The sequence below is a fragment of the Paenibacillus xylanexedens genome (assembly GCF_007680605.1).
Taxonomy (GTDB): Bacteria; Bacillota; Bacilli; order Paenibacillales; family Paenibacillaceae; genus Paenibacillus; species Paenibacillus xylanexedens_B.
Genome location: NZ_VEIO01000002.1, coordinates 477,223 through 493,566, shown reverse-complemented (window position 1 = coordinate 493,566; position 16,344 = coordinate 477,223). Strand labels below are relative to the sequence as shown.

The 16,344-nt window shown below is 45.6% G+C and carries 15 protein-coding genes; all 15 read right to left on the bottom strand.

The window, feature by feature from the left end; genetic code table 11:
- Nucleotides 1–32 precede the first annotated feature (32 nt).
- The 15 genes from FS818_RS16740 to FS818_RS16670 all read right to left on the bottom strand — a co-directional run bounded on the left by FS818_RS16740 (nt 33) and on the right by FS818_RS16670 (nt 16,303).
- Complete coding sequence (locus FS818_RS16740) at nt 33–1,364, bottom strand: UDP-glucose dehydrogenase family protein (RefSeq protein ID WP_145333267.1); 1,332 nt, start codon at nt 1,362–1,364, stop codon at nt 33–35.
- Nucleotides 1,361–2,749 (bottom strand): sugar phosphate nucleotidyltransferase, encoded by a 1,389-nt coding sequence (locus tag FS818_RS16735; protein WP_145333266.1) that lies wholly within the window; start codon nt 2,747–2,749, stop codon nt 1,361–1,363. The genes FS818_RS16740 and FS818_RS16735 overlap by 4 nt, the downstream gene beginning before the upstream one ends.
- Nucleotides 2,750–2,803: 54 nt before the next feature.
- Nucleotides 2,804–3,805 carry a polysaccharide pyruvyl transferase family protein gene (locus FS818_RS16730; protein WP_145333265.1) on the bottom strand — a complete coding sequence of 334 codons (1,002 nt, stop codon included), beginning with the start codon at nt 3,803–3,805 and terminating at the stop codon, nt 2,804–2,806.
- Complete coding sequence (locus FS818_RS16725) at nt 3,771–5,156, bottom strand: lipopolysaccharide biosynthesis protein (protein ID WP_145333264.1); 1,386 nt, start codon at nt 5,154–5,156, stop codon at nt 3,771–3,773. Before FS818_RS16725 ends, FS818_RS16730 begins: the two co-directional genes overlap by 35 nt.
- Nucleotides 5,156–6,052 carry a glycosyltransferase gene (locus tag FS818_RS16720; RefSeq protein ID WP_145333263.1) on the bottom strand — a complete coding sequence of 299 codons (897 nt, stop codon included), beginning with the start codon at nt 6,050–6,052 and terminating at the stop codon, nt 5,156–5,158. Before FS818_RS16720 ends, FS818_RS16725 begins: the two co-directional genes overlap by 1 nt.
- Nucleotides 6,053–6,077: 25 nt before the next feature.
- On the bottom strand, nt 6,078–7,223 hold the full coding sequence (locus FS818_RS16715) for a glycosyltransferase family 4 protein (protein ID WP_186375515.1): 1,146 nt from the start codon (nt 7,221–7,223) through the stop codon (nt 6,078–6,080).
- A 36-nt stretch (nt 7,224–7,259) separates the two neighbouring features.
- The gene (locus FS818_RS16710; protein ID WP_186331441.1) at nt 7,260–8,342 is read right to left on the bottom strand and encodes a glycosyltransferase family 4 protein; all 1,083 of its coding nucleotides are present in this window, start codon (nt 8,340–8,342) and stop codon (nt 7,260–7,262) included.
- Nucleotide 8,343: 1 nt separating this feature from the next.
- Nucleotides 8,344–9,531, bottom strand: coding sequence for a glycosyltransferase (locus tag FS818_RS16705; RefSeq protein WP_145333260.1), 1,188 nt, complete (start codon nt 9,529–9,531; stop codon nt 8,344–8,346).
- Nucleotides 9,528–10,841, bottom strand: a complete 1,314-nt coding sequence (locus tag FS818_RS16700) for an O-antigen ligase family protein (protein ID WP_145333259.1) — start codon at nt 10,839–10,841, stop codon at nt 9,528–9,530. The genes FS818_RS16705 and FS818_RS16700 overlap by 4 nt, the downstream gene beginning before the upstream one ends.
- Nucleotide 10,842: 1 nt before the next feature.
- Nucleotides 10,843–12,066 carry a glycosyltransferase family 4 protein gene (locus FS818_RS16695; RefSeq protein WP_145333258.1) on the bottom strand — a complete coding sequence of 408 codons (1,224 nt, stop codon included), beginning with the start codon at nt 12,064–12,066 and terminating at the stop codon, nt 10,843–10,845.
- A gap of 19 nt (nt 12,067–12,085) precedes the next feature.
- The gene (locus tag FS818_RS16690) at nt 12,086–13,051 is read right to left on the bottom strand and encodes a UDP-glucuronic acid decarboxylase family protein (RefSeq protein WP_145333257.1); all 966 of its coding nucleotides are present in this window, start codon (nt 13,049–13,051) and stop codon (nt 12,086–12,088) included.
- A 32-nt stretch (nt 13,052–13,083) separates the two neighbouring features.
- Nucleotides 13,084–13,752 (bottom strand): sugar transferase, encoded by a 669-nt coding sequence (locus FS818_RS16685; protein WP_222128597.1) that lies wholly within the window; start codon nt 13,750–13,752, stop codon nt 13,084–13,086.
- Entirely contained in the window at nt 13,749–14,657 is a 909-nt protein-coding gene (gene galU / locus FS818_RS16680; RefSeq protein WP_145333256.1) for a UTP--glucose-1-phosphate uridylyltransferase GalU, read from the bottom strand. Before galU ends, FS818_RS16685 begins: the two co-directional genes overlap by 4 nt.
- Nucleotides 14,658–14,889: 232 nt before the next feature.
- Nucleotides 14,890–15,570 carry a CpsD/CapB family tyrosine-protein kinase gene (locus tag FS818_RS16675; protein WP_145333255.1) on the bottom strand — a complete coding sequence of 227 codons (681 nt, stop codon included), beginning with the start codon at nt 15,568–15,570 and terminating at the stop codon, nt 14,890–14,892.
- On the bottom strand, nt 15,551–16,303 hold the full coding sequence (locus FS818_RS16670) for a YveK family protein (protein WP_090918286.1): 753 nt from the start codon (nt 16,301–16,303) through the stop codon (nt 15,551–15,553). Before FS818_RS16670 ends, FS818_RS16675 begins: the two co-directional genes overlap by 20 nt.
- Nucleotides 16,304–16,344: the final 41 nt, after the last annotated feature.

Here is a 16,344-nt window from a genome sequence, read left to right as displayed (position 1 = left end):
CCTCACTCATATTGTTGATATTCACTGGCAATTTAGATAATTGCTGTTGCTTTCCCTTCCACCTTCACGAGACCTGGACGTCCGACAGAATAATAGTGGAAGGCAGATGCTTGAATCTGCTCAGCACTATACACATTACGACCATCGATCATCACAGGCTCCTTCATCGTTTGGGCTAAGGTTGTCAGATCAACCTGGGTAAATTCCTTCCATTCCGTCAGCACACATAGCGCATCCGCGTCTTGGGCAGCATGAAGCGGGCTATCCTCCCACGAAATCGAGGCAATGTCGATCTCTTTACGGAAGTTAGCCGTTGCAATCGGATCGTAGGCTCTGACCGATGCTCCAGCATCAATAAGATGTTGAACAATATCAATGGCCGGTGCGTCTCGCACATCATCGGTATCCGGTTTAAACGCCAGTCCCCAGATGGCAATTGTCTTGCCTGCGAGTGACCCCAACGCTTCCTCCAGCTTGTAGATCACTTGCATACGTTGGTCCTGGTTGACCTGCACTACGGATTTCAACAGTCTGAAATCATAATCCACCATGCCTGCAATCTGGATCAGCGCCTGTGTATCTTTAGGAAAACAGGAGCCGCCGTAACCTATACCTGCCTTCAAAAAAGCAGACCCGATGCGTTTATCGTACCCCATGCCTTCTGCCACGCGTGTAACATCCGCCCCAACTTTTTCACAAATATTCGAAATTTCATTAATAAATGATATTTTGGTTGCCAGAAATGCATTGGATGCGTATTTAATCATCTCCGCTGAGCGGATATCTGTAATAATCAGATTGCTTGTTAGAGGCCGATGAAGTTTCTTTAGCGTCTGAATGGCCCGGTCACTGCTGGTGCCGATGACTATCCGGTCGGGGTTGAGCGTATCCTTGATTGCGGAGCCTTCTCGCAAAAACTCGGGAACAGAGGCCACGTCAAATGGCTGGGAGGATATGCTGCGAATCAGATCGCGGATGCGGTCATTGGTGCCTACAGGAACCGTGCTTTTGGTCACGATGATTTTGTAGCTCTCGAGATGGGTGCCGATCTCCATAGCCACTTGCTCTACATAACTTAAATTCGCCTCACCGTTTGGTAGAGAAGGTGTGCCTACGGCTATAAAGACAATATCTGACTGGTGTATCGCTTCACCGATGTTTGAAGTAAAAGAAAGTTTGCCTGCTTGCATATTGGAAATCATCAACTCTTTAAGACCAGGTTCGTAGATCGGAACGATGCCCTCATTCAGCATTTGTACTTTTTCCTCATTGTTGTCTACACAGATCACCTGGTTGCCAATCTCCGAAAAACAAACCCCTGATACCAGCCCCACATAACCTGTTCCAATCACCGCAATATTCATCTTGTTTTCCCCCAATTCACGCAATTTTGGATAATATCTTCCCATTCCATCTCAACGCGAACGATGTCCTCTTCCACCAGTTCACTGCCCATCTGCACCTCAATAATTTCGAGTTCGCTCAACGCTTTGACACTGTGTTTCCCCCCTGCGGGAATCACAATGACATCTCCTTGATGAAGCGGTCTGAGCTCGCCGTCCATAATGAACTCTCCTTCTCCTGAGACAACGGTCCATACTTCATTTCGTTTGAGATGGTACTGGTACGAAAAGTTTTTATGGGGCTCGATGATAATGCGTTTGGTTAATACTTCTTCGCCTTTTTTATTGCGTGTGTAATCAAGCACTCGGTAACAGCCCCAGCGACGTTCTTCATACATAGGGCGCTCAGAGCTGTCCTTTAACACTTCTTTGATCTGAGGACTAGCCTCTTTTTCACTGACGAGAATGCCATCAGGGCTTGTTGCCACGATCAGGTTGGATACGCCCAGCACACAGACCGGAATGTTTAATTCATTAATCAGATGTGTGTTCACCGTGCTGTTCGTCATGACACCTTTGCCCACGATATTGGTACTCATCTCGTCTGTCAGCGTGTTCCATGTACCTAGATCTTTCCAATACCCCTCGTAAGGTGTAACCACAATATGCCGAGCCTTCTCCACCACCTGATAATCAAAGCTGATTTTCTGCAATCTTCCGTATTGTTTCAGCATTTCTTCATACTGGATAGGCAGTTCAAGCGAGATGAGCAGATTGATCAAATAATTGAGTTTGAATGCAAAAACCCCGCAATTCCAAAGGGCAGATTGTTCGATCATCTCTGCCGCTTCAGCTTCACGGGGTTTCTCTTGAAAACGGGATACTTTGGCGTAACGTTGTTCTTCTTTAGTTTCGGACCGTTCTGGAATGATGTAACCATACTTTTCCGAAGGATACGTCGGTTTCACTCCAATTAACGCAAGCTCCGCACCGGAGTCATCCAGCACGTCCTCCAGCTCTGTTACTTTATAAAAGAAGGACTCCTCCACATAGGGATCAACAGGAAGCATGGCTACCGTTTCATTTAAGCTGGCTCCCTGCACCGAGTACAAATATACGGCTGCCAAGGCGATTGCGGGAAAGGTGTCTCTTCGTTCTGGCTCCACCACCAGATCGACTTCATACCCCAACTGACTTCGCAAAATCTCCACCTGCGGTTTACTTGTTGCAATCGTGGCTTGCCCGCTCAGCCCCGTATGCTGCAATTGCCTCCATACGCGCTGTACCATCGATTCCGTCTGTCCGTCCTCACCTTCAAGCACCTTCAGGAATTGCTTGGATCTCGTGTCGTTGGACAAAGGCCATAACCGCTTACCTGATCCACCGGAGAGAAGTACGATTCTCAATGCAACCACTCCACTCTATATATTTTAAGATGATGCGGGACGGCTTTTCGTCCGTTACACGGTTGCCGTTGATTCCATATACTTGGGCACGGGTGGAGCACTCGCCTTGGAAGAGGAGTCCATATTGGCTGTGTTCACTTCATGTGTCCATATCCGGTAATATCCCGAATTCTTCCCATAAGAGTTATCAATCAATAGGTTAGGCTTCGCCATCAGACAAGACAGGATGTGACCATGTAATCTGGATGTGTGAATCATGCGATAATCCGAAAAGCAGCGTACCGCCTTATTTACAAGGTAGTCACTATATTTCATCCATATGAATTGGGAGATCGTTCGTGAAGCGGGTTTCTTCAACCCTTTACTGATATAGTAGATTAGCTTTCGCTCGTATTTGTTATACAAGGTGGGCCAATCCAGGTAATCTCCGTGCTGCTCTATGGAATTCAAAGATTGTTGAGTTGCTGTCTGTTCGATATCTGTTCTAAAAAAATTCAATCGCTCTTTACGAGGGTTACGCTGGATCTCCATCGGCCATAATTGGTGCGCCATATCAGGAACTAAGTTCACCTTACAGTTGGCAAAATGATCCGAGGCAATTTGAAACGATATCTCATCGCGAACATAGATATGCAGATCTGTATGCTGAGCAAAAACAGATGCAGTTCTTTGAAGAATAGCTTGATCCTTATAAAATATTGTCTGAGGAAGAATCACAATTCGATGATGCGGGTAATGCTGAACGATACGTTCCCTTAAAGATTGATGGGCTTCGTATAAATCACCGAAATTCCCGCCGCCATGAAGAACAATAATATGATCGCGTGGAATTTCGACTTGGTCATGAAAGTCATGGACACTGTATCGTTGAGACACATGAATATGATGGTCTTTGAAAAAAGCCTCTGTTCCTTTCATAATAAGGAGATCACCACAATTGCTGTGAACGGGATAATCAATGTAATAGATCTTGGAACGCGGGGGCACAACTTCAAGGATCGATTCAAGTCGTTTTTTCAACTCATCCATCGGATGAATCTTTTGCACGTTTGACATCTCTTCCGGCTCCTTTAAATACATTTTTTTCTCTCCATTTTTGCTTGAGGAAGGCCATATCTTCCTTGTTATATAACATGTTGTGCATCGGCATTTTGAATATAATCGAAACGGATATTAAGGACATCAGCATACGGACGAAGGAACCAAGCAACAACGCCAGCCCTAAACCGTATAATCCGAACATCGGCGTAAGCACAAAAAACAACGTAATCGTAACAGCAAGTGCAATGACCTGCCGAAGCACGATAACGCCTGGTCTCCCGAGCGCATTAAAAGCCGAAGCCAGAATCCATGATCCCCCGCCAACAATACACTCCAGAGATAACAGATAGAACACACCGCTGGCCTCCAGAAATTCCGGGCCAAACAACAAGCCAATAAAAAAACGACCAATCAGCATACTCGGTATGATGATGATCGTCATAAGTACCATACTAATGCGAAAAGCTCTGCCAACAAGAGACAACACCTGTTGCTGCTCCATGCCGGCGACCTTCGGAAAAATCACATTGGTGATTGCCGTCTGCACAACATTAAACATGCGTGACAGGGCAAACACAACGGAATATAACCCGAAATCTTTGGGCGTCAGTAGAGCCAAAATAATAATTTTGTCAAACTGGCTATACAGCGTGCCCAGCAACTCTACCCCATATACACGAAGGCCATAGCTGAATAGATGAATCCCTGTTCGAATCTGAGCCACCAGCTTGCTGACGGAGCTGAATATTTGCTGACGCATCGCAATCATGTAACAGGTCAACACCAGTATAGTGGTGGCAAAGCTGATAATAATGGCTCTTTCCACGGTTAATACCTGCGCTACCCACAGTAGTACCAACCCTGCAAGATTTAATAAAGGAGCCAGCAAGCGCGACAGATTGTAAATATGGAACTTGTCGGTTCCTTGTGCTGCTGCTGCAAGCACACCCATGAACAGCATCACTGGAACCATGGATACGGTATACCACCGTGCAATGGTAATGACGGATTCGGAATATCCGGATAGCCAGACAGGGATACCAAACCAACTGATCACCCCAGCGATGATACTGATCGGAATCTGAACGGCAAAACTCATGCTGATATAGACAGGGAGTTGCTGACTGTTTTTTTTGACGTTGTAAATTAACGAGGTCGGCAGACCAAATGCGGCCAGACCCGAAATAAATGCAGGCCAGAATAAAACGGCAGCGAGCTCCCCCTTCCCCGTCGCTCCGAACATACGGGCTGTAATAATCGAGGTTAGCGTGGTCACAGCCATAATGAGAATATTCGCCATGCTTGTCATGACGATGGTCTGAATAATGCTTCGCTGCCTTGGTTTTCGGGCAATCGCCATGTTCATCAGGTGTTCAGCCCTCTGCCATTTCGGAAAGATCCCACAATCGTGCCGTTCCGATAAGATATTTTAGCCATCTCACTCATGACTTTCTGCACATTATTGAAAGAGATGACGATTAATAGAGCTGCTTGCACAATTCTTATCGTATGTTTGAATACGCCCCATGCACTTTTCTTATACCGCGTGGCATCACTTATACCTTGCCAATACACTCGGCGTAATAGCCAACGTTTGGTTAATCTGCTTTTTGCTATTTTGTGTTCAACAACTGCATATGGACTGTAGAAAACTTTATGTTCTTGGCGGACTCGACTGATTAGCTCACTCTCTTCACTTGACATTAGATTTGTACCAACCCGCCCCAAATCTTCTCTAAACGGCTCTAACTTTTCGAAAATACTCACTCTGAATGCTACATTGGCCCCAAAAGGAATAGAAGGTGCGGGCATCTCAACAACTTTTTCAGAGAAATCCATTAGTGTGTACAAGCTCACAATATCTTGTGGTATCCATTCGGGTCTTCCGCCCTCCCATATGGGAACGATTTTCCCACCCACACAACCAATCCGGGAATCCATATCAAATATCTTAATGACTTCGTTTATCCAAGCAGGACATGCCAATGCATCATCATCCAGAAATAAAATAAACTCACCTTTTGCTTCCTTGATTGCCCGGTTTCTTGCATAAGAAAGGCCTAATTGTGGTTCAAAAATATACCTTACATGCTCCGGCATGTGAGACGAATCAAATAAATCCCTAGTATGATCTGTCGAATGATTATCTATGACCAAAATTTCGTAATCGGCAGGATCGGTATCTCCTTTCAATACACTCTCAACAGCCTGCATAGTGTCTACCGCTCTGTTGTGTGTACAAATGGCTACAGAAGCCCTCATGCTCTCACCCCAATCACATTGATATTTAGGCCAATTGCTTCAACAACTGTCCGCGATGCGACCACAGACAATAGTTGACCACCCAGTCGTATCCGTTATCCCCCATCGCTCTGGCTAGCCTATCATCGGTCATTAATTGTTCGATACGTGTAGCAATCTCCTGATCATTAACCGGATCTACGAGATAACCGGTGATATTGTCCTTCACGGCATCGGGAATACCGCCACTGTTGCCTGCAATGACAGGTAATCGATAATAGTTGGCTTCCAGGAATACAATCCCGAACCCTTCCACGTCACCCTTCTCCTTGATATCCCGGCTTGGCATAATGAAGAGATCCGCACATTCATACAATTGCTGAAGCTCATGGTCTGTAGTACGTCCTGTAAATATAACAACAGATTCGAGTCCGTATTGAGTTACCAGTCGTTCGAGTTCTCCCTTATACGGCCCATCTCCGCAGATAACATACTTCAGATCAGGAATATGCCTAATAACCTGACTCATGGCTTTCAGTGTGACATCATGACCTTTGCGTTCCACAAGTCGCGAGACGGTAATCATCACTTTTTTTCCATGCAGACCATACTTATTCCGTAACTCTTCCTGGCTCCCTGTATCCGCGTTTAGCTTGCTCACGTTAAGTCCCGGTGGAATAATGACAATCTGAGACTCCGAAATCCCCAGTTCAACCAGCTTCGACTTCGTATACTGGCTATTGGCAATCACCTTGTCCGCACGCTTCAGAATGAACAACAGCAGTGGGAATAATCGGCTATTAACCATCCCCATCACATCCAGGCCGTGAACATAGGGAAAGTATTTTACTCGAAAAAGGAATTTCATGAATGGACCGGCTAAGCCAACCGGGAATATATTCACAAAATGAATCTCATCTGTTTTTTTGCGCCATTTCAACAGAATCAGCTGCATGACCAGAACAAGCTGCGAGAGAATCATCAGCCATTTATTAGAATCCGAAAAAATACGTTTCCGAATGATTTCAAAATCACTCTTCCGGTCAAACTGCTCGGACTCTGCGGTATTATTTATTTTATTGGTCAGCACCGTTGTCTCTTCTGCTGGAATCTGTGAGATCAGCCCGTAGGCATAATCATGAATCCCTCCCTTTTCAGGCGGGAAATCAATCGCAACAAACACTTTGTTCATAGCTTTATCTCCCTCACAACAATACATTTGGCATGCTTACACCGTGCTCATAATAATGTTGACTGTATCCTTGGCACATTTATTCCAGGAGAAGAAGGCTGAGTGCTCCTTGCCCTGAATGGACATTCGCTGCCCAAGCTCCGGATCAGACATCATCTCTACTAGACGTGAAGCTGCTTCCTGTGGATGATGAGGATCAAAGTACAGTCCTGCCTCTCCGCATACTTCCGGGATCGAACCGCGGGAAGACACGATAACCGGACAACCAAGCGCCATCGCCTCCAGTGGCGGCAAGCCAAACCCTTCGTACAAGGAGGGGAAAATAAAACCGGTGGCATGTTCGTAGAGCGCTTTTAACTCCTCATCCGACACATACCCTACCCAATTCACACCCTCCGAATCGTTCACGGCATGATTGCTGAACACCTTACTATTCTTGGAACCCACGATGACAACACTCAAATTCTGTGCTTTCACCTGAGGTAAAATCTCCAAGATCAGCTTGAAGTTTTTGTAAGGGTTCATCGTGCTGACGGCAAGTACATACGGGGAGTTAATCCCATATTTCTCAAGCGTGCCTTGAGCTGCCTGCCTGTGATGAATATGATCGATGCCCAGATGTGTAACGGATACTTTCTGCGCGGCAATTTTGCAATGCTGAATCAGTTCACCTTTGGAGAAGTTAGACACGGTAATGACCTTTTTCGATATCTTGCCTAAGCGGACCGTTAAAAACTGATACCATGACCGAAACGCGAAGGAAAATGCCTTCGGATAACTGAATACAGAAGCGTCATGGATCGTCACGACCTGATTGCGTTTGAATGCCGGGCCTGTGTTACACAGGTTAATCAGCAATCCTTTTTTCGCGTAAAATGGCAACTCAAGCTGTTCCCACACATGTCCCTTCAGTCTGCCAACGATCCGGTGACGGATATGTTTCAGTTCAAGATGAGTAACCACATTCGCGGGTGAGAGCAGGCAAAACTCTACTTTCGTACCGTCCACTTCTCCAGCGTCAATCAAATTATCGATTTCCTTCACCAGTTCAATGGCATATCGCTGAACCCCGGTAACGGTCTGTGTCAGGAAACGGGCATTGATATAGATTGTATTCATGCTAATCTCCATTTCTCTTAGAAATTTCCAAACGGGAAGCTGGCTGAGCGGTTTGGAAGCTAACTTCTACATTTCTCGCTTCGTAATAGAGACTCACGAACTCCTCATTCATTCGGTCCGAGCTGAACTTCTCTTTATACACCCGATGTCCCGCTTCGCCCATGGTTGCCAGCGTTTCTTTATCGAGTTGCATTAGAATCTCTCTCAACCCTTCGAGTCGTTCGAGTTCAAAGATGTAGCCATTAACGCCATGCGTCACCAGCTCTGGCAATGAGGCCCGGTTGCTAGCAATGACGGGTTTGTGGTTTTTCATCGCTTCCAGCGCGACCAAGGGTAACCCTTCCCACCTGGAAGGCATAATAATCGCATCACACTGCTCGTAATAGTGATCAATCTCTGCATTATTGACCCATCCTAACCGGATCATATTGTCGGTAAAGGTCCATTCATTTTTTTCCAATACGCTGTCTCCGATGATGTATAACTGAATGCGTTGCTGCAGCTCGGGATACTGCCTGAATGCATCCAGCAACAGATCCAGTCCTTTCTGCCGATCATATCTGCCCACAAACAAGAGCCGGATCATGCTGTCGTCCTTTTGCTCCTGATCTTTTTGCACAATTACTTGCGGCTGCTCTTCATGATTTTGAGGCTTGTGAGGCTTGTGAGACTTGCGGTCACGCAGGCCACTGTAAACGAATCGGGATTTGGCTGGGGACATACCCATGCGAATCGATTGCTGCATCTCATATTTTGAAATGTTCACGATATAGTCTGTTTTGAATTCCAGTATTTTCTCGATCATGAAATAAGCCTTTTTATGCAGGGGTTTGGTATCCATCAAAAAAGACCAGCCATGTGAGCAGTAAAAGATACTCGCTTTGCGCGGTGTGAAAAAAAACAAGCCCCTTGCGAGCATACCCGCAAATGAGCTGTGTACATGAATAATATCCGGTTCGATCCGCCGAATAGCTTGGTGAATCTGTCTCATCGCTGAGAAAAAGTGTTTTGGGTGGCGTTTGTAACTGTAACGAAAGATATGTTCTGGCTCCAGATCAAAATCCTTTGCCGAGTTATAATCACTCATCAATACATAAACCTCAAACCGGTTACGCTGGTAGGACACCAGCTCGTTTAAATACGTGGCGACACCGCCCACCACATATTCTCCGATGTGCAAAACCTTCATTTTCGCTCACCCGCTTTATATGGTATATCACCTGCATTACGATGCTGATACAGAGCTATGCCTATGAACATCCAGAAAAAAACGTTCGCAGGAAACAACTCAAGAACGTTGGTCGTCATACATGCCGCAGCCACTCCTGCGCCGAGGGCTATAGCCACCTGAGGAAGTCTGGAACCTGCCGAGTAAGGTGAGGCATTCATTCGTCTAACCAGTGTGATGAGCAGCCACATGAATAACACCAAAAAATAGGCGAGCCCGATCCAACCTGTCTGTTCGTACAAGGAAAAGTATTGGTTATCCACTGCAAAATTACTGGAGTTCAGACCCATCATATGTGTGCGCCGGCTGGCTGCACCAACCGAACCAATTCCGTTGCCGATCATGCCATTCATGGTGAATGGCGAGGTCAGGCTGCTTCCCCATATCTGTAATCGATCAAGCAGGGATGAACTGGAGAGCAGGTTTTTGGATTGCAGGAACCTGCCTCCGAAAAACACAACTGCAGGCAGTGTCAGAAAAACAACCGCCAGAACTAACATATTCTTTTTGCTGTACTTGCGAATCTGAAGTAAAAAAAGAACCACTTGATATACAAACCAGAGCAATAAAGCCGATCGAATCGTGGATAAAAGCAAAAAGCCGATCGTCAGCAACTGGATCATCAGGCGAAAGCTACGGTGTTTCACTGCCATCCTGGTTTGTTCTGCAATGATGCCTGTCATTAACAGGGCATACGCATAACCATCCGGGGAGTACGTAATGGAGGATAGGCGCGGCACACCCTCAAGATAGTTTTTGATGTTTACGCCGTATACGAATCCCATAGTGATTAACTTTTCTATACCCAGCGCATATTGGGCGCACCATCCTGCAATGAGCATAATAAAAATAACCAGATTGGTTCTGGCAAATGCGTACATTCCACCCTGCTCGGCCATAAACATGCCTGCAAACAACATCACCAGCGGTAAAAGCGTAATTTTGATTCCATAGACTAACGTGACCACGCTGGAACCGACAAGTACATTTAACGATCCGAGCACGATGAGGGAGGCCAGTATAAACAGGAATAGATTCAGAAAATGAATCTGCTGGCGATACACCCGGGCAAGCGTGTATACCGCAAGCAGCAACATGCCCGCATCCTTTAATGAACGAATCACAATGTTATCAACGTAGATCGAAATCAGACCATAAATGGACAGATAGAGCAGTAAGAAATGAATCAACATCATGATGACAGAGGAGGGCGCATCAGACTTCGCTTGAATTAATGATGGCGATTTGACGTTCAGAGAAGTCATGTACATCTTAACCTTCACCCCCAATTAACTTCTCGTAGATGATCTCATGTCTGGTGAGAAGATAATCTTCATTAAAGGATAAGCTGTGTTCGCAGCATTGTAGCATTAAATCATTTTTCTCAGCTTCGGATAATGCATAGTAATGGAGGATTGCGTCACGGATCGCATCGGCACGATGAGCGGTAAAAGAGAAGGTGTCCGCATCCAGCAAAATCTCGGGCATGCCCCCAACCTTCGAAGCGTAAACAGGCGTACCTGCTTGATACGATTCGATGACCACTCTGCCAAAAGGTTCATCCCAGGTGGACGGTACAATCGTGAGATCCATCTTTTTCATCTGGGAAGTGATCTCCTTTTTATCGATTTTGCCCACGAACACGATCCGGGGATCATCCCCTGCAAGTTCTTGTAACGTCTGGAGCAGAGGGCCATCCCCATGGATGAACAGCTTTCCTACGATCTGCTGATCGAGCTTTTGCACCGCTTCAATCAGATACTGAACTCCTTTGACCTCGGTTAGTTGTCCAAAATATCCAACGTGCAGGGGTTGCTGGTGACGAACCGTTTTGCCCGCATTAACATGCTGAACCTGATCATCACGCTCAACAATGTTATGAATGACATGTTTGGACGCGTGCGCGAAAAAACCCAGTTCGGTATGCTTGTTAAGCACATGCTCGGATATGCCAATAACAGAAGAAACCCTGCGGCTATAGTGTTTGGAGATCTGTCTGTAAAATCTGGAATATGCCGAGATCGCAATGGGTTCAATTAACGAAAAATCGCGCAGGGTATGCACAACCGGGATGTTCAGTTCAAACGCCGCTTTCCAGATCGCAAGGCTTAGTCCCGGAATATTCTGAGTATGGATCAGGGCAGGACGTTTCATCATCAAATATTGTTTAATATGCTGGTACTGCTTCACATTAAAAATATCCCGGATACGCCATAACACTTTGTCAGAAGTGCTGGCCTGCCTTGCCGTATCACCGATCCAGTACCGATTATGAAATGGTAGCCGCGAGATTTCAATCCCGTTCACTGTATCCATCTGCACCCCACCCTCCTTATGTCCACCAACCGTAATGACTTTAACGTCATAACTGGACTCCAGCGTCTGGGCCAAAATTTGTGTGGATATCTCGGCTCCCCCAATAATATGGGGTGGATATAAACTGTGAGCAATCAATATAGTTTGCACGGTTCTCAACTCGCTTTTATTCAGCTTCATTGTTATCAGTTCAGTGTTATCAAGTTTCCTGTACCTGCAACATGGATCGATAATGTTCTATCGTACGTTTCAATCCCTCTTCCAGACCGATCTCCGGTTCCCAGTTTAACAGTTCGCGAGCCTTATCAATTACTGGACGTCTAACCTTCGGATCATCTTCAGGTAAAGGCAAGAATACAACCTTACTGTCCGATTGTGTGAGCTGTTTCACCAGATGGGCAACCTCAAGGATTGTGTATTCCATAGGATTGCCGATATTGATAATCTCCCCATCAGCACGATCTTCCGCCATGAAAGCTTGTAATCCCCGGATGTTATCATCCACATAACAGAAGGATCGGGTCTGTGAACCATCTCCATACACCGTAATATCCTGACCCGTCAGCGCCTGTGTTACAAAATTAGATATCACCCTGCCGTCATCATTGCGAAGCCCTGAAGAATACGTGTTGAAAATACGCGCAACCTTCACGGAAATCCGTTGTTTTGTGTAGTATTCATAACAAAAAACTTCGCCTAACCGTTTGGCTTCATCATAGCAGGCTCGTGGCCCCCACGTATTTACATTGCCCCGATAACTCTCCGGCTGCGGATGAATCTCGGGATCGCCATAGGCTTCACTTGTACTGGAATACAGAAACTTGGCTCCTTTGACCCGGGCCAGTTCCAGCATATGATAGGTTCCTCGCGTGTTCACCCAGATCGTGCCGATCGCATCCGCCTGATAGAACTTCGGTGAGGCAGGCGAAGCCAGATGATAGATTTCGTGTACCTGCTGATCAAGGAAAATATCCAGCGCATCGGGATGTGTAACATCTGCTTCATGGAATACAAAATGAGGATTCTCCATGACCTCCGCCAGATTACGGATCACACCTGTTGAAAGATTATCAATCCCTGTAACCTGATGACCCTGGCCAATTAAGGATTGCACGAGATGAGAGCCCAGAAATCCGGCAGCACCTGTCACTACAATATGTTTCATTACATCACACTCCAAATTATGATCCAAAATGGTCAAAAGGTGTTGCTTTTAATCATTACGCCGATCGTTTTAAAAATGATCGTAATGTCCATTTTCATGGATACATTCGAGATATAGTGGAAATCATACTGGAGATTATGGTGAATAGGCTCCTTCCGAGCCTCGCTCACCTGCCACAATCCCGTAATTCCCGGTTTCACCAGAAAACGCCTGCGTTCCAGATCGGTATAACATTCCTCTACAATACGTTTCATCTCAGGTCTTGGGCCGATAAAACTCATATCGCCTTTGATAATATTGAGCAGCTGCGGTAGTTCATCGAGACTCGTTTTGCGCAGAATTCTGCCCAGTCGCGTAATCCTCGGATCATGGCTGGTCGTTGGCGATAGGCCATATTTCGGTGCGTCTGTACGCATCGTTCTGAATTTATAAATGTTAAATTTGACTCCGTTTTTCCCGTACCGCTCCTGCTTGAAAATCACAGGCCCTTTGGAATCCAGTTTAATCAAAATAGCTGAAAGTAGCATGACCGGTAATGTGATCAGCAGTAACAGAATAGCGATAACAAAATCGGCCAATGGCTTCATCACATCCGCATACCCGCCAACACGTTGTGAGTATGGCTGCTCAAGTACAGCGGCATTCCCCTCTTTAACCAAGGTTTCCCCGCTCCCAAAGTATTCCGGTCCTGATAGCTTCACAGACTATCCCCTCCAGCTACAAGGATTTGATTCATTTGTTCCTTCATTAGAATCTCTTCAATCGCCATCAGCACCGGTGCACGCAATTCTTTATTTTTGAGTGCAAAATCTAAAGTTGTAAGGATATACCCTAGCTTCTCCCCTACATCAAAGCGGGAACCTTCAAAGTCATAGGCACTGATTCCTTGATCATTATTCAACTTTTGCAACGCATCTGTAAGCTGAATCTCGCCTCCTGCGCCTACATTTTGCTCTTCCAAATACTCAAAAATTTTCGGAGTCAAAATGTATCGTCCCATAATCGCCAGGTTGGACGGTGCCGAACCTAGTGGCGGCTTTTCAACCATACTCTTCACAGAAGACAAGCGACCTTCTGTATGCAGTGGATCAATAATCCCGTAGCGGTATGTTTCACTTGGACTTACCGTTTTCACACCAAGTACTGACTGCTCTACCTTTTCATACTGCTGGATGAGCTGTTTCAGGCACGGTACTTCTGAAACGACGATATCATCACCAAGCAGTACAGCAAAAGGCTCATTGCCTATGAAATTCCGGGCACACCAGACCGCATGCCCGAGTCCAAGGGCTTCCTTCTGTCTTATGTAATGAATATCCACGTTGGAGGACTTCCGGACTTCTTCCAGTAAACTGAGTTTTCCTTTCTCAAGGAGGTTATGCTCCAGTTCAAACGCACTGTCAAAATGATCTTCAATCGCACGTTTTCCCTTACCCGTCACGATGATAATATCTTCGATCCCGGAAGCAACCGCCTCTTCAACGATGTACTGGATAGTCGGTTTATCCACAATAGGCAGCATTTCTTTAGGCATTGCCTTTGTAGCAGGTAAAAAACGGGTTCCCAATCCAGCAGCAGGGATAATTGCTTTTCTCACCTTTGTCATAGATATCACCCTATCCATTTAGTTTTTTTATTTAAACTCAAAACCATGAAACCATGAAAACATGAAATAAATCATTCATAATAGGGCATTGAACCCCTCCTCACATCACACCCCTGACGATACACGTCTAAGGTACACTACCCACAGTGTGACCGAGTGCCTACCTTGATAGAGGTATAGTAGACATGACCTTTTAAGATGATTTGAAAATAAAACTCAAATGTCTTGCCTGTTATTTTTCCCCGTAACTGTTATTGCGGCTTTTCGGTATCTGTACATTGTTCAGCACAGCGCCCAGAATACGTGCGTTCACATGTTCAAGATGAGCCTTCGCCTTTTTGACCAGATCCTTTTTTACCTTGCCTGCATTCACCACAAGAATGACACCATCACACAATGAACTGATAATCAATGCATCTGTCACGGTTAGAACCGGCGGTGTATCGAACAGAATAACGTCATACTCTTCCTTCAGGCCCTCAAGCAGTGCTGTCATCTTACGTGAACCGATCATCTCCGAAGGATTAGGAGGAATCGGCCCGGAAGACAAGACATGCAGACCTTCCACCCCGGTTTCCCGAAGCACTTCCGTCACTTTGTATTGACTCGATAACACACTGGTTAGCCCTACATGATTGGGCACATTAAACATCAGATGTACTGCTGGTTTACGCAAATCCGTATCCATCACCAGAACCTTTTTCCCTTCCTGGGCATAGGTGACTGCCAGATTGCCAATCGTCGTTGTTTTCCCTTCACCTGAGGATGCCGAGGCAATCATGATCGTTTGAATCTGACTGTCTATGGATGAAAACTGAATATTGGTTCGTAGCTTTCGATAGGCTTCTGATGAAGTGGATCTGGGATTAGCCATCGTGACCAGGCCCACTCGTTCATTGGTTAATCGTGACATATTGTCCATCACCTACCTGTTTTTGAGATATGGATGATTGTTTTGACATACGGCTCTCTTCTTTTCTTATCTTGGAGATGACAGCAAGTGCAGGGAGATTTAATTCTTTCTCCAATTCGTCTTCCGTTTTCAAGGTGTCATCCAAATATTCCAGCAGGAATATAAACCCTACTGCCAGTAATAGGCCAACAATAAAGCTGATCAAAATATTGATGATGGGGTTGACGTTAATGGGATTGGAGGAATCCGTAGGTTTCGCTTCACTCAGGATTGTGACATTGTCTACTTTCATAATTACGGGGATTTGAGATTTAAACACTTTCGCAACTGCATTTACGGTTTTTGCGGCTTTTTCGGATGATAGCCCCGTAGCCGTTAGACTCATAACCTGGGACTCATTGGCGGTGGAAACTCGGATGTTCTGCCCGATTTGATTACCAGTCATGCCAAGATCGGGGTATGTAGATGCCACTTTATCGAGGATTGCAGAAGATTTGATAATCTCCATATAAGAGTTGATCACTTTGATGTTTGTCTGAATAGTGCCAATATCCAAACTTGGAACACCTTGGGCATTGTATGCCTGGTTGACAATTAATTTGGCGCCTGCTTCATAGATCGGTACAGTAAAAAAGTAGTTTTTGACACCTGCACCAATACAAGCCACAGCTACGAAGGCAACAATAATCCAGATGCGTTTACGTAAAATGTGTAAATACTCTTTGAGTTCCATTCGATTTTCCTCCCATATAAGTCAACCATGATAAGTGACTA

Excerpts from the sequence above, each read along its gene's own strand:
- FS818_RS16675 (WP_145333255.1), bottom strand. The coding sequence starts at position 15,570 with ATGTCACGATTAACCAATGAACGAGTGGGCCTGGTCACGATGGCTAAT.
- FS818_RS16670 (WP_090918286.1), bottom strand. The coding sequence starts at position 16,303 with ATGGAACTCAAAGAGTATTTACACATTTTACGTAAACGCATCTGGATT.
- FS818_RS16690 (WP_145333257.1), bottom strand. The coding sequence starts at position 13,051 with ATGAAACATATTGTAGTGACAGGTGCTGCCGGATTTCTGGGCTCTCAT.
- FS818_RS16715 (WP_186375515.1), bottom strand. The coding sequence starts at position 7,223 with ATGAACAAAGTGTTTGTTGCGATTGATTTCCCGCCTGAAAAGGGAGGG.
- FS818_RS16695 (WP_145333258.1), bottom strand. The coding sequence starts at position 12,066 with ATGAAGCTGAATAAAAGCGAGTTGAGAACCGTGCAAACTATATTGATT.
- FS818_RS16730 (WP_145333265.1), bottom strand. The coding sequence starts at position 3,805 with ATGTCAAACGTGCAAAAGATTCATCCGATGGATGAGTTGAAAAAACGA.
- galU (WP_145333256.1), bottom strand. The coding sequence starts at position 14,657 with ATGACAAAGGTGAGAAAAGCAATTATCCCTGCTGCTGGATTGGGAACC.
- FS818_RS16700 (WP_145333259.1), bottom strand. The coding sequence starts at position 10,841 with ATGTACATGACTTCTCTGAACGTCAAATCGCCATCATTAATTCAAGCG.
- FS818_RS16725 (WP_145333264.1), bottom strand. The coding sequence starts at position 5,156 with ATGAACATGGCGATTGCCCGAAAACCAAGGCAGCGAAGCATTATTCAG.
- FS818_RS16720 (WP_145333263.1), bottom strand. The coding sequence starts at position 6,052 with ATGAGGGCTTCTGTAGCCATTTGTACACACAACAGAGCGGTAGACACT.
- FS818_RS16740 (WP_145333267.1), bottom strand. The coding sequence starts at position 1,364 with ATGAATATTGCGGTGATTGGAACAGGTTATGTGGGGCTGGTATCAGGG.
- FS818_RS16710 (WP_186331441.1), bottom strand. The coding sequence starts at position 8,342 with ATGAATACAATCTATATCAATGCCCGTTTCCTGACACAGACCGTTACC.
- FS818_RS16705 (WP_145333260.1), bottom strand. The coding sequence starts at position 9,531 with ATGAAGGTTTTGCACATCGGAGAATATGTGGTGGGCGGTGTCGCCACG.